The sequence below is a fragment of the Tumebacillus lipolyticus genome, from assembly GCF_042682745.1.
Lineage (GTDB): Bacteria > Bacillota > Bacilli > Tumebacillales > Tumebacillaceae > Tumebacillus_A > Tumebacillus_A lipolyticus.
In genome coordinates, this window is record NZ_JBHUIO010000005.1 from 395698 (window position 1) to 416391 (window position 20694).

General features: G+C 50.8%; 21 protein-coding genes and 1 tRNA gene. 4 read left to right on the forward strand and 18 right to left on the reverse strand.

The window, feature by feature from the left end:
* Window positions 1–29: 29 nt before the first annotated feature.
* The 9 genes from ACFSOY_RS07200 to ACFSOY_RS07240 all read right to left on the reverse strand — a co-directional run bounded on the left by ACFSOY_RS07200 (window position 30) and on the right by ACFSOY_RS07240 (window position 8086).
* The gene (locus ACFSOY_RS07200) at window positions 30–629 is read right to left on the reverse strand and encodes a response regulator (RefSeq protein ID WP_386045198.1); all 600 of its coding nucleotides are present in this window, start codon (window positions 627–629) and stop codon (window positions 30–32) included.
* The gene (locus tag ACFSOY_RS07205) at window positions 626–1762 is read right to left on the reverse strand and encodes a sensor histidine kinase (RefSeq protein ID WP_386045200.1); all 1137 of its coding nucleotides are present in this window, start codon (window positions 1760–1762) and stop codon (window positions 626–628) included. The genes ACFSOY_RS07200 and ACFSOY_RS07205 overlap by 4 nt, the downstream gene beginning before the upstream one ends.
* 54 nt (window positions 1763–1816) lie before the next feature.
* The gene (gene desA / locus ACFSOY_RS07210; RefSeq protein WP_386045201.1) at window positions 1817–2887 is read right to left on the reverse strand and encodes a Delta(5) desaturase DesA; all 1071 of its coding nucleotides are present in this window, start codon (window positions 2885–2887) and stop codon (window positions 1817–1819) included.
* Window positions 2888–3072: 185 nt separating this feature from the next.
* Window positions 3073–3600, reverse strand: coding sequence for a GNAT family N-acetyltransferase (locus tag ACFSOY_RS07215; RefSeq protein ID WP_386045203.1), 528 nt, complete (start codon window positions 3598–3600; stop codon window positions 3073–3075).
* A 36-nt stretch (window positions 3601–3636) separates the two neighbouring features.
* Window positions 3637–3990, reverse strand: a complete 354-nt coding sequence (locus ACFSOY_RS07220) for a hypothetical protein (protein ID WP_386045205.1) — start codon at window positions 3988–3990, stop codon at window positions 3637–3639.
* Between the two features lie 305 nt (window positions 3991–4295).
* Complete coding sequence (locus ACFSOY_RS07225; protein WP_386045207.1) at window positions 4296–6137, reverse strand: alpha/beta fold hydrolase; 1842 nt, start codon at window positions 6135–6137, stop codon at window positions 4296–4298.
* 70 nt (window positions 6138–6207) lie between these two features.
* Window positions 6208–6795, reverse strand: a complete 588-nt coding sequence (locus ACFSOY_RS07230; protein WP_386045209.1) for a TetR/AcrR family transcriptional regulator — start codon at window positions 6793–6795, stop codon at window positions 6208–6210.
* 344 nt (window positions 6796–7139) lie between these two features.
* Window positions 7140–7210 (reverse strand) — tRNA-Ala (locus ACFSOY_RS07235).
* Window positions 7211–7441: 231 nt separating this feature from the next.
* Window positions 7442–8086, reverse strand: coding sequence for a formylglycine-generating enzyme family protein (locus ACFSOY_RS07240; protein ID WP_386046770.1), 645 nt, complete (start codon window positions 8084–8086; stop codon window positions 7442–7444).
* Window positions 8087–8353: 267 nt separating this feature from the next.
* On the opposite strand from ACFSOY_RS07240, the gene ACFSOY_RS07245 reads away from it, so the two are divergent.
* Window positions 8354–8911: a GNAT family N-acetyltransferase gene (locus tag ACFSOY_RS07245; RefSeq protein ID WP_386045211.1), complete on the forward strand. Its 558-nt coding sequence runs from the start codon at window positions 8354–8356 to the stop codon at window positions 8909–8911.
* Between the two features lie 106 nt (window positions 8912–9017).
* Here the strand turns inward: ACFSOY_RS07245 and ACFSOY_RS07250 are convergent, their stop codons facing one another.
* The gene (locus ACFSOY_RS07250; protein WP_386045213.1) at window positions 9018–9227 is read right to left on the reverse strand and encodes a hypothetical protein; all 210 of its coding nucleotides are present in this window, start codon (window positions 9225–9227) and stop codon (window positions 9018–9020) included.
* A gap of 155 nt (window positions 9228–9382) precedes the next feature.
* Between ACFSOY_RS07250 and ACFSOY_RS07255 the strand changes: the two genes are divergently transcribed.
* From ACFSOY_RS07255 to ACFSOY_RS07265, 3 genes are all read left to right on the forward strand, one after another.
* Complete coding sequence (locus ACFSOY_RS07255; protein WP_386045215.1) at window positions 9383–9898, forward strand: CcdC protein domain-containing protein; 516 nt, start codon at window positions 9383–9385, stop codon at window positions 9896–9898.
* Between the two features lie 257 nt (window positions 9899–10155).
* Entirely contained in the window at window positions 10156–10962 is an 807-nt protein-coding gene (locus ACFSOY_RS07260) for an alpha/beta fold hydrolase (protein ID WP_386045217.1), read from the forward strand.
* 115 nt (window positions 10963–11077) lie between these two features.
* Entirely contained in the window at window positions 11078–11206 is a 129-nt protein-coding gene (locus ACFSOY_RS07265) for a hypothetical protein (RefSeq protein WP_386045219.1), read from the forward strand.
* A gap of 43 nt (window positions 11207–11249) precedes the next feature.
* On the opposite strand, the gene ACFSOY_RS07270 is transcribed toward ACFSOY_RS07265, so the two are convergent.
* The 8 genes from ACFSOY_RS07270 to gatC form a co-directional block, all read right to left on the reverse strand.
* On the reverse strand, window positions 11250–12281 hold the full coding sequence (locus ACFSOY_RS07270) for a Cfr family 23S rRNA (adenine(2503)-C(8))-methyltransferase (protein WP_386045221.1): 1032 nt from the start codon (window positions 12279–12281) through the stop codon (window positions 11250–11252).
* A 243-nt stretch (window positions 12282–12524) separates the two neighbouring features.
* The gene (locus ACFSOY_RS07275) at window positions 12525–14009 is read right to left on the reverse strand and encodes an Lsa family ABC-F type ribosomal protection protein (RefSeq protein WP_386045223.1); all 1485 of its coding nucleotides are present in this window, start codon (window positions 14007–14009) and stop codon (window positions 12525–12527) included.
* A gap of 296 nt (window positions 14010–14305) precedes the next feature.
* A complete protein-coding gene (gene rlmD / locus ACFSOY_RS07280; protein ID WP_386045225.1) occupies window positions 14306–15694 on the reverse strand; it encodes a 23S rRNA (uracil(1939)-C(5))-methyltransferase RlmD in 1389 nt (462 codons plus the stop codon).
* Between the two features lie 14 nt (window positions 15695–15708).
* Window positions 15709–16296 carry a cyclodeaminase/cyclohydrolase family protein gene (locus ACFSOY_RS07285; protein ID WP_386045227.1) on the reverse strand — a complete coding sequence of 196 codons (588 nt, stop codon included), beginning with the start codon at window positions 16294–16296 and terminating at the stop codon, window positions 15709–15711.
* A 32-nt stretch (window positions 16297–16328) separates the two neighbouring features.
* On the reverse strand, window positions 16329–17249 hold the full coding sequence (locus ACFSOY_RS07290) for a diacylglycerol kinase (protein ID WP_386045229.1): 921 nt from the start codon (window positions 17247–17249) through the stop codon (window positions 16329–16331).
* Window positions 17250–17338: 89 nt separating this feature from the next.
* Window positions 17339–18784, reverse strand: a complete 1446-nt coding sequence (gatB, locus tag ACFSOY_RS07295; RefSeq protein ID WP_386045230.1) for an Asp-tRNA(Asn)/Glu-tRNA(Gln) amidotransferase subunit GatB — start codon at window positions 18782–18784, stop codon at window positions 17339–17341.
* Between the two features lie 14 nt (window positions 18785–18798).
* On the reverse strand, window positions 18799–20244 hold the full coding sequence (gene gatA / locus ACFSOY_RS07300) for an Asp-tRNA(Asn)/Glu-tRNA(Gln) amidotransferase subunit GatA (protein WP_386045232.1): 1446 nt from the start codon (window positions 20242–20244) through the stop codon (window positions 18799–18801).
* 6 nt (window positions 20245–20250) lie between these two features.
* Entirely contained in the window at window positions 20251–20544 is a 294-nt protein-coding gene (gatC, locus tag ACFSOY_RS07305) for an Asp-tRNA(Asn)/Glu-tRNA(Gln) amidotransferase subunit GatC (protein WP_386045234.1), read from the reverse strand.
* Between the last annotated feature and the right edge of the window lie 150 nt (window positions 20545–20694).

Genomic DNA, 20694 nt, shown 5'->3' on the forward strand with positions numbered 1-20694 from the left:
TCATCAGCGACCGCCGCACTGCGCGAATCTTATCTGAACCAACCTTTCTCTTTGAACCGTGTGATCGCTTCCACTCGATTGCTGACACCGAGCTTATCGAGAATGATCGAGACATAATTTCGTACCGTTCCGTTGGTCAGATGCAGTTCGCTGGCGATGTCCTTCGTGTTCTTCCCATCGGCGATCAGCAGCAAGACTTCCTTTTCTCGCTCGGTCAACGGGTTCTCACGTCCATAGGCGTCATCGACCAACTCGGCCGCATAGATTCGGCGGCCCGCCATGATGCTGCGGATCGAGTCGGCCAGCTCTTCGCTCGGGCTGTCCTTCAACAGATAGCCGCTCGCCCCCGACTTGATCGCCCGTTCAAAATATCCGGTTCTGGCAAACGTGGTCAGAATCAACACCTTGCAGCCTGTACCTTTGATCTCCTCAGCCGCCTCAAGCCCGTTTTTCCCCGGCATCTCGATGTCCATGATGCACACATCCGGCTTGTGCAGGTGAACCAGCCGCACCGCATCCTCACCATTTGTGGCTTTGCCGACAACCTGCATATCTTCTTCCAAGTCGAGCACAGAAGCGAGTGCGCCGAGAAGCATCCGCTGGTCCTCCGCGATCACGATGCGAATCATATCTCCACCTCCATCTCCGGCTGCTTGGACATGATCGGCACTCGAAACACGATCATCGTCCCCGCTTTGCGCACAACTTCCATCACGCCGTTCACAAATTCGAGACGCTCTTTGATGCCACGAAGTCCGTTTCCATTGAAACAGGCAGTTCCCTCGGCGATCCCGATGCCATCGTCTTGCACTTTGATCACCAGTTCGGTGGAAGACGGCTCGATTCTGATCCAACAGGTTGTCGCCCCGCTGTGCTTCACTATGTTGGTGACCGCTTCCTTCAAGCACATGCTCAGCACGTTTTCGGTCATCAAAGAAGTGTTGGTCAAGCTCGGATCTCCTTCTAGCACCAGCTCGATTTCGGCAGCTTTCAATATCTGCGTGATCCGAAACATCTCATCCTCCAACCGAGTGCCGCGCATCTCCTTCACCAGATCGCGGACTTCCTTCAACACGATTCTCGCCGTCTGGCGCACATCGTGAATCTCAGCCTGTGCCCGCGCTGGATTTTTATTGATCAGCTTGCTCGCCAGATCGCTTTTCAAACCGATCAACGTCAGCTTCTGCCCGAGCGTATCGTGAAGATCGCGGGCGATGCGCTGGCGTTCCTCCAGCTTGACCAATTCGGAGATCCTTTTGTTCGCATCCTCCAGCTGGTCTTGTAGCTTCTCTCGCTTGTTCCGGTTATACGTCGTGACAGGAAGCAAGATCACGCCAAACAGGCTGACCAGGACAAACGGAAGCTGGGTCAGGAACATCGGGTCCCAGTTGACCAACCCAAAGTTGATCGCCACGATCGTGGTGAGCAGATGCACCGTATACAGCGTGAAAAAACCGATCCGATTCTGAATGTTGCCGATAAAAAACGCCAAAAACAAAGCGAAATAGACGTACCCGAACAGCAGGGTCATCGTGATGGATATCAAGATTTGGACGCCGGTCCAGAAGTAGACCAACCATCCCTTAGAAATAAAAGAAAGCACGTAGCAGATGAAGAACACCAGAATCATGATGATGCCGATGACCACTTCGTACGTGGAAGAGGAGCGGAAGATGAAGTAGAACGGGAGAATGAGAAAGACGACCCAGACATAGGGACTCAGCCCCGTGCTTTTATGAAAAATATGATGCCATTTCTTCATTGGTCGTCCACCCTCATTCGTATTCTATGAAGTTTTATTATACCAGATTGCGCCTTAGCCCGCGCTTCTCGACGCTTTCAGACGGCCGACCTTAGAGGCAGCTTTCGGATCGATGCCTTCCGCGATCTGCTTCATCATCCGCTTCAGATCCTTGAAGCTGACAAACGTTTTGTTGTGCTCATCCCACAGGCGGAAGCGGAGCGACTTCAAGCTTTGACCGATCGTGATCGTGGTTGCCTTCTGGAGCAAAACGGATGCATTATGCGCCTTCTCCAGATTGTAGTTCGGCACTTTCGAGCTCAGGTGATGCACATGATGGAACCCGATATTGCCGGTGATCCATTGCAAGACTTTGGGCAGCTTGTAATAGGAGCTTCCTTCGACTGCCGCGTTTACATAGCTCCACTCGTCCTCATTCTCAAAGTACGAATCCTCGAACTGATGCTGGACATAAAACAGCCAAATGCCCAAACTGCCGGAGAGGAAGAAAATCGGCCCTTGAATCATCAGAAACGCCTGCCATCCGATCGCCCAGATCAGCAATGAGTAGATGCCCGCGATCAGAGCGTTCGTTACATACACATTCGTCCGTTCCTTTCCCTTCGCAGCTCGACGGTTGAAACGGTAGGTGATGAGAAACACGCCGATCGGCCCGAGTCCGAACATGACGAGCGGGTTGCGATACACCCGGTAACCGAGGCGGCGCCATGTCGAAGAAGCCATATACTCCTCGACTGTCATCACCCACATATCACCGACCCCGCGTTTATCAAGGTTGCCGCTCGTCGCATGATGGATCGAGTGCGATCGCTTCCACTGCTGATACGGAACCAGGGTAACAGCACCTAAGATGGTGCCGAGAATATCATTTGCCAAACTGCTCTTGAAGAACGACTGGTGACAGCAATCATGGAACAGGATAAAAGCCCGCACCATAAATCCGGCAGCGATGATCAGAATCGGAAGTGTCAGCCAATAGGACACCGAAAGACTCAGATAAGCGCCATACCAGAGCGCCATGAATGGCACCAGCGTGTTTATGATCTGCCTGATGCTCGCTTTCTCATCGATCTGCTCGAAGGGGGCGACATTCTTTTTCAATTGCGAGATGTTGGGATGTTCCATCCGATGTATCCTCCTCCACTAGACGCGCATAGGGCAATGTGGTCTACGTTTGCAATCCTTATTACTGCTTAGTATAGGGAGATCGGGAGGAGAGGGATAGTTATAAACGTCAATACCCCATATGACAAATGTCATATAGGGCGGGGGGAGTTGGGAGTTTATGGAGTACAAGTCCGCAGCTGTTCCTAAACCAATTTGTACATCAGGACATCATCTATATACTCGTTGTCGCCTAGCTTGAATTCTCTAACCTTACGCCCTTCCTCAACAAACCCCATCTTTTTGTACAAAGCGATCGCGCGGTGATTTGTTGAAAATACGCCTAAGCAAACTTTTTCTAGGAGTGGATGTTGTTCAGCCCAAGCTAACAACTTGAGTAACAACAACTTGCCCACCCCCATATTTCGGTATTCCTTTTTGATCATCATCGAGATCGAACCAGTATGCGATAATCGCTTTCGATTTTGAGACGAGAACACGATCAATCCGACAATCTGACCATCAATGTCTGCTACATACATCGTTTCCCTTTCATTCTCGATGATGCTACGTATCTGATCTCGTTGCTCTTCTATCGTTTTGTGGTACTCTGCTGCAACTGCAATAAAAAATTCTCCTTCGCCAACAACTTCGCGTTGCAAGGATAAAACTGCTGCAGCGTCCTCAAAACGAACGTCGCGAATCGTGATTTTGTCATTGTTTTGCAGATTCATCGATCTCACCCCTCCACGAAATAAATTCAATCTGCATTACCATTTCCCTCTTTTTTGGCATACTTGATCGATCATTCTCCGAACGGAAAGTGAGAGACATCCGTTTGCCCCGCGCCGAATCATCATGCGCTGTTTGACAACACTTGAGAACTGTAACCGGCCCGGTGCGTAACAAAAAGAGGTGGAGCTATTTACTAATTCATCGTATACAGTATGTACTACGCCAAGTAATTTAGCTGACTCAAAAGTGTATTGGATAACACTTCTGGCAGCGCTCGCAAATGCACTCATTGCATACTGTAGCTCTGTGATCTTTCTTTCATTACTCCATTTAACCATCTCACTGAATTGATACCTAGCTTCGTTTAGCTTAATCTCTTGATTCGTCATTTGCTGTACCTCCTCCAATTATTTTATCTAATTTCTTTACACTTACCCCGTAGTACTAAAACTAGACTAAGGCTAGCATAAACTATCGCGTTCCGCAAAATAGCCAACAATTAAAGCTGATCTTGTCATCAAAAAAAACGGCATCTCTGCCGTTTTGAAGGTTAAGTATGGTGGAAATAGGGGGATCGAACCCCTGACCTCATCGCTGCCAGCGATGCGCTCTCCCGCATTGGTCGGTTTCACTGCCCCAAATTTCAATGGAATTTATACTTGACATATTGAATGGCCATCCGAAGAATATGCTTCTATGACAACTCAAGATCCAAAACTTGACGAAGCCACTCAGCCACCTGATGCGGAGCTTCCAAAGGGTATTGATGACCATAGGGGATGAAGGTTGTATCAATGTGCTTGAATCGTTCCGGAATATGATGTGCTGCATCCCGGTCACCCCAATGGATTCGTACTTTTTGGGCGTTCCATAATTCAGGTTTTAGCTGGAAAGACTGGACTTGCGTTAACGCTGACATGACCATTGCGTTGGTAGAACGAATGCGGACCGACTGCAGATCATGAATGACGTAGTTCGAGTAGTGATCCAGTCGTTCGCTGTCCGCGATAAAGTCATTGGCTTTCAGCAGTGTTTTTCTGAACGCGGAGCGAGATATAAGTTTCATAATCGACCTGGTAACACCTGCATATTTATATTTGGCATGAATGGGATGCAGTACGGGCTGCAATAGCAAGAGTTGCCTGATCTGCTGCTCAATTCTTTCCATGACCTTAGCAGCGATAAGTCCGCCGAACGAATGACCAATCAAAATAACAGGGCGATTCAGCTCGTGAATCATTTCGATCACAGCCTCTACATAGCCGTCCATCAGAGAAGGATGATGATGACGCGGTGAATGACCGAATCCGGGAAGGTCCACCAGCCAAGTATTGACATCATTCAATTGTTTCGCTATTGGAACGAAACAATCGGCCCCGCTGAATGTTCCGTGCAGAAAAATAACCGGTGTACCGTGATTCTCTTTTTCCAACGAAATCAGTTTGGATCTTCTGCGTTGCACGAACCCTTCGGGGTGCTCGGATGAGGGGTGGCTTAACCGGAAATCAAGATCGGCGATTACGTAGGGAAGCGTGGTCGGAACAACGGATGTCCGTACCCCGTTCTTGCGCTCAAGTTCAAACTTCGAGGTAACCGGGAATTCCGATTTCACGAGAAAATTCATCGATTCTTTGGGAATTCCCAATCGCTTGCCGATGCCAAGTCTTAATAAAGACTTCAACAAAGCAAGCGGAATTGTGCCGAAAGGCGGCGCCGCTCGCATCTCTATCGCAATTTGCCTGATCAATGAACGGATCGACGGACTATCCTGCTTGGGATCCAATAAAAAATACGTATTACTCGCAAGCTCCTTTGTTTGCACTAAGTTAACAATGAATGATGCGACATGATCAATATGTACCATCGGCAGCCAGTAGTCCTTGCCTCCTGGAACGAGTGGCATAAGATTCTTTCTCACAGAATCTACCAGTATACTAAGACCGCCAATCTGCTCCGTAATTCCCGAGTAAGAATGGCCGATGACGGTACTGGGATTAACCGTGGACAGCGGAATGCCTAACGGTTTTAGTGCTTTTCGTATATAGGAGTCCGCTTGAAATTTCATCTTCTCATACGGGGGAGCTTTCTCAAGAACGGCATCCAGATTGTGAATAGCATTTTGCTCGTTATATGGACTCATATAGCCAACAACATGTATGAATTGCTTCAATCCTTTCTTCATATGGATTTTTTCGGAAAGTTCGGCCAATTCGATGGCAGGATTAAGAAAAGCTTGCTCTGCCTCAGTCTGGCTTAACTCAATATTCATGGGACCGCCCGCATGAACGATGATATCGGAATTTTGTATTCGTTTGTAATCGTTCGCGGATAGCCCTAATTTCGGTTTCGACAAATCTCCTATTACTGCAGTAACGTGTTGCGCCTTAAGCAAATGTAACCGCCCGAGGGTATGTTGAAAGCGGTCAAGACTTCGCACGAGTACAATAATGTCGTGATGTTTGGATATTAACTCGGCAAGAATATGGCTACCGATATAACCCGTCCCGCCAGTCAGGAATATTTTCAATTGAATCATCTGCCTTTCGATTCATTTAATAGTACTGAGTAGTGCTAGTCGGTGCAAAAAAAATGCCTTAAGTAACTAATCACTTAAGCATCGAAGCAAAAGCTTGAATAAGATTCTGAGCTAGCATTGGATTGTTGGTGGCCTTGGTTAGGAATAGAGCTCCTTCGATGGAGGTGACAATCAATGCCGCTGTCTCATGGACGGGCAGATTCCGGCTCAATTCTTTCTTTTCCATGCCTTCTTCCAGCAGCTTCTCAACAACTTGTAGTTGTTTATCGAAGAATGCTTTTATTTTAGCTCTCGCTTCCGAAGAGGAATGGGAAGTCTGCGTATAAAGTGTCAGGAACGGACATCCACCAACATAATCGATTTGTTCATTATCCTCCATGAGGATTCGAAATAATCGCTCCATTTTTGCAGGAATGGACATGTCTTGCGTCAAGGTACGGGATATTCGTTCTTCATACCGCGAGATCAATTGGTCGACAATTGCTAACAAAAGCTCCTCCTTACTTTTATAGTGGTAATAAATGTTGGTTTTTGAAACTTTGCTGAGGGCAACAATTTCGTCCATGCTTGTCACTTGAAACCCTTTTGTTAGAAATAAGGTCGATGCGGTCTGCAGGACGATATCTTTGTTTGAAATGCTTGATCTTTTGTTTGTCATATTACTACTATATAGTACTATAATATGTATGTCAAACACTGGATGTGATTGGAAATGATGCTCGAACATTATGGGGTTCGCTCTTTCGCCAACAACATTGCCAAATCAAAAAACACGCCGGATTGGCGTGTTTGAAGTTTATGTATGGTGGAGCCAAGGGGGATGTTTCAATCTCTGATTGAACTTGCTGACGAAGCCTATTCGACGAGGACAACCTTAGCGGTAGATTGAAACGCCGTGCTCGTCGCTGACGATCCTGCGCGCGGACTGAACCCCGAGGTTCGCCCCTTATGGGGCTCCAAATGCGAAAAGCCGACCCTATTGGATCGGCTTTTCTTGCATTATGGAGCCTAGGGGGATCGAACCCCTGACCTCATCGCTGCCATCGATGCGCTCTCCCAACTGAGCTAATTCCCGCGATAATCTGATCCATATCAGCGAACCTGCCACATCTCATTTTCGAACCATCAATATGACCGACTCCACATGAGTGGTGTACGTACTAAAGCATTTGAAAGTACCCCGAACAACTTCCTGTGCAATGATGGCTTACCGATCTATCGAGTTCAGCCTTTCGAGATTAAAGCGATTTGGGATAGCGAATCAAGACTCCTTATGAGCCTCCCGACAATTTCTCTTTGCCATTTCACAGAGACCTCGCAAGACGGAAGCCGAGATCATCAATTCGAAACGTGGGGTGACTGCGGCGGCGGCATGTCGCCCCACAGCCCCTCTCCTCTTCCGCCCAGCTCCCACCGCGGAAGATTCTGTAGGTACCGTATACTTCCTCATCGTACAAGTCCCAGCACCACTCCCAAACATTGCCCAACATATCATAAAGCCCCCAAGCATTCGGCAGCTTTTTCCCTACTTCATGTGCCATTCCCTCAGAGTTTTCTTGATACCAAGCGATATCATCCAACTCGCCGTACCGATATCCGCCCGTTCCCGCTTTACATGCATATTGCCACTCCGCTTCTGTAGGAAGACGATATCCATCCGCCTCCCAGTCGCAGATTACACTTTCTCCATCATCGCTGATCGAGTAGCACTCCTTTAAACCTGAGCGCTGCGAAAGCAAATTACAAAATGAGATCGCATCCTTCCACGAGACTTCCACAGCCGGAACATGCGGATTGTCAATCAGCCCGTTCGTCTGTTGCATGATTGACTCGTATAACCCCTTCGTAACAGGAACTGGTGCAAGCAAAAAAGCATTCACTTCAACCGCCCATGTCCTCTTGATTCGATCGTCTCTCAATTCAACTTTACCTGCGGGGATTTTCACCATTGGATAGTCATCAATGCTATGCTTTGCTGTCGCCACCTATCTTCCTCCTGTTCCGTCTTCCATTTCAATATGCTTTGTTTTCCGATCGCTTGATTTTTGCACAGCAAGAAAGGAAATCTACTATTTTTTTCTGAACGGTTAGATTGGAAAATTATAGACATTAACTGCCGATGGTGTCAAATGCAGTGCTGCAAAGGATTCATTATGTTCTAAAATGAATAGTATTCGCAGGAATGATATGACATTTGAAACGAGGGGTAAGCGATAGTGTCGAACAATAGTATCATTGAGTTTCCTTCCTTAGAAACGGAAAGATTGAGCCTCAAGATTTTGACTCTTCACGACTCAGAAGCGGTCTTCAAACACTTCTCTGATGAAGAGATCACAAGATTTATGGATATTGATCCCTGCAAAGATTTACAGGAGGCTAAGGAGATCATCAGATTTCATTTAGAGGATTCTGGTTGTCGGTGGGGGCTGTTTGACAAGAGCAACAATAACTTCGTAGGCACATGTGGATACCACTGTTTAAGAAAGACGAATGATGACTTTCTTGCAGAGGTCGGATTTGATCTAGCGAAGCAGTACTGGGGCAAAGGGTTCATGTTTGAAGCAATGAAAGCGGCAATCGATTATGGCTTCACAAAAATGGGATTGACGATGATCGATGCAACTGTCGAACCGGATAATGAGCGGTCGATCAGTCTGATGAGGAAATTAGGATTTGAAAGGGAGTCTGAGCTTCAAGACAATTTACTATACTATTATTTGAATCGAAAACGTTTTGAGGAATGCACGAGAGAAACTGATTTTTACAATCGATAACTTTTCCGAAAAAAGAGGGGTACGTCACCCCTCTTTACTATTTTCGGTCACTACAACTCAGATTTCATGTCCTTCCGCCAATCAGCGATCAATTCTGCACATGAAATCAGTTTTGAAACATATTGACTGGCTGCTCTATGATCCTGTGCTCCTCTAGATACTGTAAGTCCCTTATCGGTGTCCTAGAGCTGTAGGTCACATACACGATTCGCCCCGCTTCATCTCGGAAATCGTCGCCGATAGCTGTTACACGCTGCTTCTGCTCACTCTTTCCGCTATTCAAACTCCCTCTCATTTGCTCCAGCGTCTCTTTCATCGTCACCCCTCCGTGAGTCAAAGATCTATCTTAAGATAGAGTTCCTCTTATACAAGTTCTATCTTTCGATAGTCGAGCCCGAACGGTCGGCAGCGTAAAATAGAAAGTGTTCAAAGGAAAATTTACGGAGATATACAAAACGGGGGAATCAATACATGAGCGTGAATATAACGGTAATTATCATCGTCGTCCTTGTCGTCTTTCGAATGATGAGACGCGCACAACGGATGTTCAGTTGGCAACGATTGAAAGCGAGGAGATTGTGGATCGTTTCAGCGATCATGGGCACGATCGGCAGTCTCTTGTTTATCGGCGGGGCTTCCCATGTAGAGAGCTTGATTTCAAACACGCTCGGAATCGGTTTGGGGGTTTTGCTCGCCTATTTCGGAGCGCTCTATACTCGTTACGAGCAACAAGAGGGGATCTGGAAATATCGGTCGAACGAATGGATCGGCGGTGCGGTCACCGCTCTGTTCTTCGGTCGGGTGGCCTACCGCGTGTACCAGATGATCGACCAGGGTCTTCTTCAGGACGATGCCCGTTTTGCTGAGAGCATGCAAAGCTTTGGCGGCTCTTGGACATCTGGTCTCACGCTGATCATGTTCGCCTATTATCTTGCTTACAATCTATATTTGTTGCGCAAGAATAGAATGCTCGTTTCGTCACGCTAAGGCGAGGGTCGATTTGCATTGCGGTAGGGTTGGCAGATACGCGGAAAGGAAGGATCGCCGCATTATTCGGCTTCGATTTGGTGTGCATTTGAAGATGATTCGCTACGAACTTCACTTGTTAACTACTTGACTTTGATTGCCGCCAATCTAAGTCTTGCAATGGAGTTCAATATTTCTCCATTTTTCGCTAACACGATTCCTATCAGTAATAGTTGGCAACATGGTATAATTAGGAAAAATTTAAAGGAGGTATTCCGATGCCCCGCGAATCGATCAATGGCACCAACCTGTATTACGAAGTCCATGGCACTTCCTCCGAGAACCTACTTTTCATCCATAGCGGACTCGTCGACAGCAGGGTCTGGCGTGAACAGATTGCGCCTTTGTCCAAAGCGTATCGCGTCATCGTGTATGACATCCGCGGCTTCGGCCGATCAGACTTGCCAACCGCTGCTTTTCGCAATGTTGACGATGTTAAACTGCTGATGGATCACCTCGAAATTCCCCGAGCACATCTTGTCGGTTGTTCGATGGGAGGTGCCATCGCTCTCGACTTCGCTGCCACCTATCCAGAGCTCGTTCAATCTTTGACGCTTTCTGGTCCCTCACTCAATGGCTATACCGCTACACGCACCGACGAAACCTCCGAGATACGTAATCTGAACACCCACTCCTATATTTTGCGAGACGAACGATTTGAGGAAGCTGTTGACGGATTGTTGAATGATCCGATTTGGCGGCAGAGCAGTCCCGAAAAACAAGAGTTTCTCCGCACCCTCTCCCTCGCGCAAGACATGCGGTGGCTCTTCCAGCCCTACTGGATACCGCATTCTCCGTCAACTGCCGAACGCCTTTCGGAGATATCACAGCCCGTACTGCTCCTGCTCGGCGACCGAGAACCAGGCACGGTCTATGAAGTTGCTGATATTTTGATGGAAAAGCTGCCACAAGTGACGCGCGTCGATATACCTAATGCTGGCCACCTACCTTGTCTAGAACAACCAGAAGCGTTTAACCAAGCGTTGTTCACCTTTTTGGAGCCTCTCTCTCATGCAATGAAATAAGAGACAGGAAAAACTGTGAGACTATCTGGCGACTCATGTCATAAGAGGACCGTCTTCTCAACTTGAAGGGCGGTCCTCGATTCGCATCTCGAAGCAGAACTGGGGCAAATGGTTCATGTTTGAAGCGATGAAAGCGGGCATCGATTATGGCTATACGAAAATGGGACTGACGATGATCGATGCAACTCTACGCGCAAATCAAAACGGCTGCCCTTTTCATGGCAGCCGTTTTGATTTCAAGTGACGAACCGCTTGGTCCGACGTAACAAAATAATTTCCAACATCGATTATTCGGAGCGGTATAGCTGACCGCATGCCGCGTTAATGTCCGATCCGAATTGAGTTCGGACCGTGATGCTGATACCCTTTGACTTCAAGATCCGAACAAACGCTTTAATCCGATTCGGATCAGATTGACGATAGCTGTCGGGCATAACTTCGGTCGAATTGAATGGAATCAGGTTAACGTGGTAGAGATGTTCCCCAGGTCCCCTTCCTCTTAACAACTCGGCAACCGCTTCCGCATGCGCCGTCGAGTCGTTGATTCCTTGAAGAAGAAGATACGCAATATACACCTTTCTCCCTGTATGCCGGATGTGACGATCCAATGCCTTCAGCACGTCGCGGATTGGATATCGGTCATTGATCGGCATCAGCTCGCTTCGCTGATCGTCGAACGGCGAATGCAGTGAGTAGGTTAAATTGACCTGCGGAAACTCCCGTGTCAGCTTCTCGATCCCCGGCAACAGGCCGATGGTGGAAATCGTAATTCTTCGATGTCCTAAACCAAAAAGATGCGGGTCGGTCAAAATCGTCATTGCATCAAAAATATGCGGGTTGGCGAGCGCCTCCCCCATGCCCATGAATGAGACGCTGTCCAAGGCGTGACCGTTCAAGCGAAAGTGCAGCAATTGGTCGGTAATTTCGTCGGCGGTCAGATTTCGTTTTAGACCGATGGTACCGGTGGCGCAGAACTTGCATCCGAATCCGCAGCCGCACTGCGTGGAAATACAATACGACTTCCACCCCCGCTCATAAGTAAGACGTACTGCCTCCACGCGTTCGTCGCCCGCAATGGCAAACAGCACCTTGCTGACCTGTTTCGACGTGAGTTCCTTTACCGGAACGATACTGCAGACGTTCGGACCAAGCAGCTGGGTCAACTCGTCGCGCAAAAATTTGGGCAGAAAGGACATCCGCCCGTATTCGCCGACGTTTTGCTTGAAAATCGCGTCCATAATCTGAACATACCGATACTCGGGCTGCTTGAAGTCGGACAACATTCGCCGAATCGTTTCATATTTCGAGGTTGGTCTCATGTCTTCTCCTTACTGCCGGAGAAAACGTAAAAAAGCAACCGTCAGTTGGCGCTTTGACACGTCAAACCAACTATACAGAAAGAGGCATACGTTTGCAGACGGATCGCTACGTGCACCTGTCGATAGATTGGTAAACCTCCGGCAACCGATTTGTTTTTTCGTGAACCGCTTCAGCTAACAGGAACCGGTTCACCCAATCATCTACAACCTCATCCAACACCGTTTTCACCCTCCTAAAAATCGTTAGTCTTTCAGTTCCACAATCTTTGTCGCGATATGCTTGCAAAACTCGCTGTCATGCTCCACAAAAAGGATGGTTGGAGAATGCTCCAGCAGCAGCTCTTCGATTTGCATCCGGGAAATGACGTCGACAAAATTGAGCGGTTCGTCCCACACATGCAAATGAACCCGCTCGGAGAGGCTTTTCGCGATCAGCACCTTCTTCTTCTGACCGCCGCTAAAAGAAGCGATGTCCTTTTCGAATTGCACGCGCGAAAAATCGAGTTTACTCAAATTCGCTTTAAACAGGCTTTCGTCAATCCCGCAGTTTCTGGCGAAGTCCGACAAATTGCCCCGCAAGTGCGAGGTGTCCTGCGAAACGTATGATATTTTCAACTGGCTCCCTATTCGCAACGTGCCGGAATAAGGAATTTCCTCGCCGCAAATCAGTTTGAGCAAGCTTGATTTACCTGAACCGTTCGGACCGGAAAGCACAATGCGATCCCCTTGCTCCACCGTAAAGCTGACGTCGCGGCAAACCTCCTTCGTGCCGTACTGAATCGAAACGCGGTCAAACTCGACTAATTGCTGTTTGTGATACGATATCTGAGATATTTTCAGGCTTTCCGAGTTTTCAACGTTTTTAAGCAACTGGGATCTTTCCTCGATCGCGGATTGTTGTCTTTTCTCGATCGATTTGGACCTCTTCATCATTTTGGCGGCCTTGTGACCGATGTACCCTTTATCGACCTTGGAGCCGGAGTTGCGGGTGCCGTTTTTTGTTTTCTCCACTTCGTGCGACCAGCTGCTCGTCCGCTTGGACGCTTCGGACAGCCGCTTGATGTCCTTCCTCAGCTTGTCGTTCTCGGCCATCTCAAAGTTGTCCTGTCGTTGTTTGTTCTCCCACCAGTCGGAAAAATTCCCTTTCTGGATTTCGATATTCGTTTTGTTGATCGAAAGAACGTGGTCCACGCAGTTGTCGAGAAACGCCCGGTCGTGCGACACCAAAATAAACCCGCTCTTGTCGTTCAAATAATCGCTGACCAGCTTCCGAGCATGCAGGTCCAGATGGTTGGTCGGCTCGTCAATGAGCAAAAAACGGTTTTCCTTCAAAAACAGGGCCGCCAGCATCACCTTCGTTTGTTCTCCGTTGGACAACGATTCGAACGGTCGATATAACACGTCCTCCGACACATGCAGCAGCGAAAACTCGCGAAGCAGCTGCCAGTGCTCAAAGTCTGGATAGATGTCGGCGACGACGTCGATGGTATGGTTCTCTTTGTGTTCAACCTGGAATGGGAAGTACTCGAAGCTGACGTTGGCCGAAATCGTTCCGCTGTATTCGTACTTACCCAGCAGCAGATTGAGAAACGTGGTCTTGCCCCGGCCGTTTCTCCCCGTAAAGCCCAACTTCCAGTCGGTATCAATTTGAAAGCTTACATTCTCAAAGATGTTGTCATAACTGCCGTCATGAGCAAACGTCAGGTTCGTTACCTTGATCAATGACATGTGTCAGCAACCTCCTTTGTCAAAATAAAAAGAGCTACAAGAAAGTTACCTTTCTTGTAGCTCAAAAAATACGGCACACCCAAGCCACTGCAGGGTATGACAAGGATATATTTTTTGAGTGAAAAGAATAAGGTAACTTTCTTGCCCATGAAGAATAAAACAAATCCTGCTTTATTCTTCAAAAAAATGGCAAGAAAAATTACATAATCCTCTTCACTCCTATCGTTTAAGTGTCTGTACGATCTTAGCATAACCGCTTCTACATTGCAACACTACGATGGATTGCCTTCTCTATCTCATTCGTCCCCACTCCATTTTAGCAACACACAACACTCCACATGAAACGTATGCGGGAACATATCGACCGGCTGCACTTCAACCGTCTTGTACCCGTGATCCTCCAGATAGCGCAAATCCCTTGCCAGCGTCCCTGGGTTGCAGCTCACATAGACGACGCGCTCCGGCTTCATGTCGGCGATCGTCGCCAGCAGCCGTTCATCGCAGCCTTTGCGCGGCGGGTCGACGACGAGCACGTCTGCGCGGATGCCGTCATGATACCAAGCGGGAATCACCGTCTCCGCTTCGCCTGCGGTGAAGTGGGTGTTGGTGATCTCGTTGAGCTCAGCGTTGCGCTTCGCATCTTCGATCGCTTCCGGCACGATCTCCACCCCGTAGACTGCACGCGCTTTCTGCGCCAAGAACAGCGAGATCGTGCCGATGCCGCAATACGCGTCGATCACCGTCTCACTGCCGCTCAGCTGCGCGTACTCAAGCGCCTTGCCGTAGAGCACTTCGGTCTGCACCGGGTTGACTTGGAAAAACGATCGGGCGGAGATTTCGAACTTGATCGAGCCGATCGTGTCGGTGATCGCATCCTTCCCCCACAGCGTGAGCGTCTCTCTGCCGAAAATGACGTTCGTCCGCTCCGTGTTGATGTTCTGCACGATGCTCACCAAGTGCGGGATGCGCTGGCGCAGTCGCTCGATCAGAACGTCCTTCTGTGGGATCTTTCGCCCGTTGGTCACCAGCACCAGCATCGTCTCGTCGGTGTGCACAGCGGTGCGACCGATCAGATGGCGTACGATTCCCCGCCCTGTCGCTTCCTCATACTGCGAGATGCCCAGTTCCTGCAGGATCTCCTTCGTCGTATGCACGATCTGATCATTGTACATATGCTGGATGTCACAGCTCTGCATCTCGATCAGATCGTGCGAGCGCGGCGCGTAGAAGCCCACCGCCAGCCGACCGTCGATCTCGCCGAGCGGCACTTGCGCTTTGTTGCGATATCGCCACGGGTTGTCCATGCCGAGCGTCTCGTGCACGGTGACCCCCTCCAGCTTCCCGATCCGGGTCAGCGCGTCGACCACGCTCTGGCGCTTGTGTTGCAGTTGCGCCGGGTAGGACAGATGCTGAAGATGGCAACCGCCGCACCGATGGAAGATCGGACAGGCTGGCTCCGCTCGATCGGGTGTAGCCGCGATGATTTTGATCAGCCGCCCGTAGGCGTATGTTTTCTGCACTCGCACCACTTTAGCCTGAATCTGCTCGCCGGGCAGAGCGTTCGGCACGAAGATGGTGAACCCCTCATATTTGCCGACGCCTTCCCCTTCATGCCCCAGTCCGGTGATCGCAAGCTCGATATATTGGTTTTTGACGACAGGTGCTTGTAGTTTCGGTTTTGCCATAGGGACTACTCTCCTTACGTGGTGCGCGACAAGATTTGATCGCGCAGTTCGGTCGCCTCTTGCCGCCAGCGTTCGATCCTCGCCTGCAGCTCCTCATCCGCTCCTCCGGCATGAGAGATGTTCGCGTAGCAGATCTCGGTGATTCCCATCACCGCCGCCTGTGCGAGATAGGCGATCACCCGCACGTCGCTGTGCAATGCTTTGTTCGTCAGCGGTGCCAGCCGATCTGTCATCCGCAAAATTTTCACGATCGTACCTGCGATCTTCGCTGGACTGCCGATATCTTTACGCACACAGGCGGCGCGCTCGCCCTGAATGATCTTTTGCGCTTCATAGACATCGCCTTCGCCATAGTCGAGCAGGCGAGCTCGCAAGGCGGCCGCCTCCGACAGCAACAGGTCGATGCTCTCCGTCTCCGCGCCGTCTCTGTGCCGTCTATTTTTCGTCACTCGCATGATCAGCTCGGAGAGCGCGGTGATCAGGGCGCTGCAGACGGCGACGACGGTGCCTCCTGCCGGGCTCGGCACCTCTGGATGTGCGACCCAGTCGCAGAGACTTGGAAACGGTTCATCGACAAACCTTCCACTGCGCGTTCTCTCCATGCGTACAAGCCCCTTTCCCGCTCTGCTTCCGATCACCGATCGAGCAGCTTGGTTCCTTCCGGCTCAGCCACCAGCACTTTCATATGATGCTTCAGACAGTGAAACCGTTGCGGCAGATGACCGCCAAACTCCCCGTCCAAGTTCAGCTCGACCAGATCGGGAGAGGAGATCGTCAGCGTCTCCGTCTGAAAATAGACGACGCGATCCGAGTTGACATGCTGTCCTTTCAGCGCGAGGCGCGCCAACGTGACCAGCTCTGGCAAGCTGAGCTGCTTGACCAAGATCACGTCGAACAGGCCGTCATGCAACTTCGCGTTGGGAGCGAGCTTCTCAAATCCACCGACCGAGTTGGAGTTGGCGATCAGGCAGAGCATCGCTTTCCCTTCGTAGGCGAAATCGGGCGAGTCGATGTCCAGATGAATCGATTTCAGCCCGGGCAGCTTTTCCAAGCCCTTCACATAGTATGCCAACTGTCCGAGGTGAGTTTTCAGCTTGCTCGGCACTTCATAGGTCAATTCGGTCAATCGCCCGCATCCGGCGATGTTGATAAAGTATCCGTCGCCGATCCTGCCAACATCCATCGGCATCGCATGGCGACCGACGATGATCTCACACGCTTTTTTCAGGTCGCGCGGCAGGCACAGCGCTCGGGCGAGATCGTTGGTCGTCCCCGCTGGCAACACGCCGAGCGTCGGGCGATACTCCATGTCGGAGAGCCCGTTGACCACCTCGTTGATCGTGCCGTCGCCGCCTGCTGCGATCACATAATCGAAATGCTCAAGCGAAGCTTGGCGCGCCGCAACACTCGCATCATTTGCACCGCGAGTCATCGCGCAGGACACTTCCAATCCGCCACGTTCCAAAATATCGAGCAGGTCGGGCAATTGGTTCCGCAGCGCCTCTTTGCCAGCGCTCGGATTGTAGATCAGCCGGGCGCGTTGTCGTCTCGTCAAGGAGCGACACCTCCAATAGATGACTTGCTGTGAAAAACCCCAAGCTGTCGGCGCTTGGGGTTTCACTCTCGTCGTACATACAGATCAGACTATGAATTGATGCGCTCCAAGATGAGCTTGTTGACAACGCCAGGGTTGGCTTGGCCTTTGGTCGCTTTCATCACTTGACCGACCAGCGCGCCCAATGCGCGATCTTTGCCCGCCTTGTAATCTTCCACCGATTTCGGGTTGTTGGCGACCACTTCTTCGACGATCTTCGCCAGCGCACCTTCGTCGGAGATTTGCACCAGACCTTTTTCCTCGACGATCTTAGCCGGGTCTTTGCCCGTCTCCAACATGTCTTTAAACACATCTTTGGCAATCTTGGAGGAAATCTTACCCTCGGCGATCATCTTGATCAGCGCGCCAAGCTGGCTCGGGGTGATATTCGCCGCGCCGATCTCCAAGTTGTTTTGGTTGAGGAAACCGAGGAGATCGCCCATGATCCAGTTGGAAGCAGACTTGGCGTCCGCACCGGTTGCGACGGTCGCTTCGAAGAAGTCGGCGATCGACTTGGAGGCGGTCAGCACGTCCGCATCATAGGACGGCAGGCCAAGCTCGGTCAGATAGCGATTTCGCTTCGCGGTCGGCAGTTCTGGGATCGTCTGCATGATCGAATCGATCCACGCTTGGTCGATCTCCAGCTGCACCAGATCTGGCTCGGGGAAGTAGCGATAGTCGTGCGCATCCTCTTTCGAACGCATGATCAGCGTCTTCTTCGCCGCATCGTCCCAGCGCAAGGTGCTCTGGCGAATCTCTTCGCCCTTGACGATCATCTCTTCCTGCGCTGTTTGCTCATATTCGAGCGCTTTTTGCACGTTGGAGAAGGAGTTCATGTTTTTCAACTCGCGCTTGGTGCCAAACTTCTCCTGTCCCCACGGACGAAGCGAAATGTTCGCATCACAGCGGAGCGATCCTTCTTCCATCTTGCAGTCGGAGATGTCGCAGTATTGCATGATCGCTTTTAACTTCTCCAAGTACGCTTTCGCTTCCTCAGGCGTCCTGATGTCCGGCTCGGAGACGATCTCGATCAGCGGCACGCCGACGCGGTTGAAGTCGACGAGGGTGTGCGAGCCGTCTTCCGCATGGTTCGATTTGCCCGCATCCTCTTCGAGGTGGACGCGGGTGATGCCGATGCGCTTCGTCTCGCCGTTCACTTCGATCTCAATGTAGCCATGCTCGCCGATCGGCTTGTCAAACTGCGAGATCTGATACGCTTTCGGCAGATCGGGATAGAAATAGTTCTTCCGGTCAAACTTGCTCTCGGTCGCAATCTGACAGTTCAGCGCGAGCGCCGCTTTGATCGCCTTGTTCAGCGCCTCGCGGTTCAGCACCGGCAGCACGCCCGGGTGACCCAGACAGATCGGGCAGACGTTCGTATTCGGAGGCGCACCAAACTCGGTCGAGCAGCTGCAGAAAATTTTTGTGTTGGTGCTCATCTCGACGTGGACTTCCAGACCGATGATCGTTTCAAATTGGGACGTAGTCGTGGTCATAGTCTCCAGCCTCCTTACAGCGACGGACGCGCCGAAAAACCTGCCGCCTGTTCAAAGGCATGCGCGACGCGAAGCAGCGTGGATTCATCAAATGCTTTCCCGATCAGTTGCAGACCGACCGGCAGACCGTTCGCCAGACCGCAGGGAACGGAAAGCGCCGGAATGCCCGCCAAGTTGACCGGGATCGTGTAGATGTCGTTCAGGTACATGGTGATCGGATCGTCCGCTTTTTCGCCAAATTTAAAGGCGGTGGTCGGAACGGTCGGCGACAGGATGATGTCATAGTCGGCAAACACGTTGTCAAAATCTTGCTTGATCAGCGTGCGTGCCTGCTGTGCTTTCAGATAGTACGCATCATAATAGCCGGAAGACAGCGCATAGGTGCCGAGCATGATGCGGCGTTTGACCTCTTCGCCAAACCCTTCGCCGCGCGTCTTTTTGTACATTTCCACCAGGTTGTCCGCCTCTGCGCGCACGCCGTAGCGCACGCCGTCAAAGCGCGCCAAGTTGGAGGATGCTTCAGCAGGCGCGATCAGGTAGTAGGTCGCCACCGCATATTTCGAATGCGGCAGGGAGACTTCGCCAAACACAGCGCCGAGCCCTTCCAGCGTCTTGATCGCCTTTTCCACCTGCTCGCGAACGGCCGGATCGAGCCCTTCGTCAAAATACTCTTTCGGAAGCCCGATGCGCAGCCCTTTGACATCGCCAGTCAGCGCTTCGAGATAGTTCGGGATGCTGACGTTTGCCGAAGTGGAATCGTACGGATCGTGGCCGGCGATCGCCTGCAGCACGATCGCGTTGTCTTCTACCGTGCGGGTGAACGGACCGATCTGATCGAGCGACGAGGCGAATGCGACGAGGCCGAAGCGCGAGACGAGCCCATAGGTCGGCTTCAGGCCGACCACCCCGGTGAACGCAGCCGGCTGACGGATCGAGCCGCCCGTGTCGGAGCCGAGGGAGAACAGGACTTGTCCTGCCGCCACCGTCGCAGCCGAACCTGCGGAGGAGCCGCCTGGCACGCGCTCCAGATCCCACGGGTTGCGCGTCGGGAAGAAGGCGGAGTTCTCGCCGGAAGAGCCCATCGCGAACTCGTCCATGTTGGTTTTCCCAACCGAGATCGCTCCTGCTGCTCTGACCTTCTGGACGACCGTCCCGTCATAGGCGGACACATAGTTTTGCAAGATCTTCGAGGCACATGTCGTCGGGATGCCCTTGGTGTTCATGTTGTCTTTCAGCGCACCGGGGATGCCGAACAGAAGCCCTGCATCGCTCGGGATGTTGTCATCCATCTCCTGCGCCGCCTGCAGCGCTTGCTCACCGTTTACGTGCAGGTACGCTTTCACTTTGTCATCGGTCGCAGAGATTCGTTCGAGCGACGCGCTGACCAGTTCGGAAGGCTTGACTTCCTTGTTTTGAATCTTCGTATGTAATTCGCGAATCGACGCGTTCAAAAGCGACATAATCTGTTATCCCTCCATGACCGCTGGCACGCGGAATTGTCCGTTCTCTTTGTCAGGAGCGTGCGAAAGCGCTTCTTCCTGCGAGAGCCACTCGCGCGACACATCTTCGCGGAGCACGTTTTTCAGCGGCAGTGAATGGGTGGTCGGGGCAACGTTTTGTACATCCAACTCTTGCAACTCGCCCGCAAATTCGAGGATCTTGCCGAGCTGGTCGGCCATCTTAACCTTTTCTTCCTCTGTCAGCGTAAGCCGCGACAGATTGGCGATATGTTCAACATCTTTCAATGTGATGCTCACCATGCACACCTCCGAAGCCGTATCATACTTGGAAACCATTTAGAAATTATAGCACACTCCCATTTTTTCCAGCAACTTTGTGCCTTGGCGGGCAGTTTTTGATTCCTACAACCTATCGTTGACTTGCACTCTTTTTGACAAGTTGCAGGAATC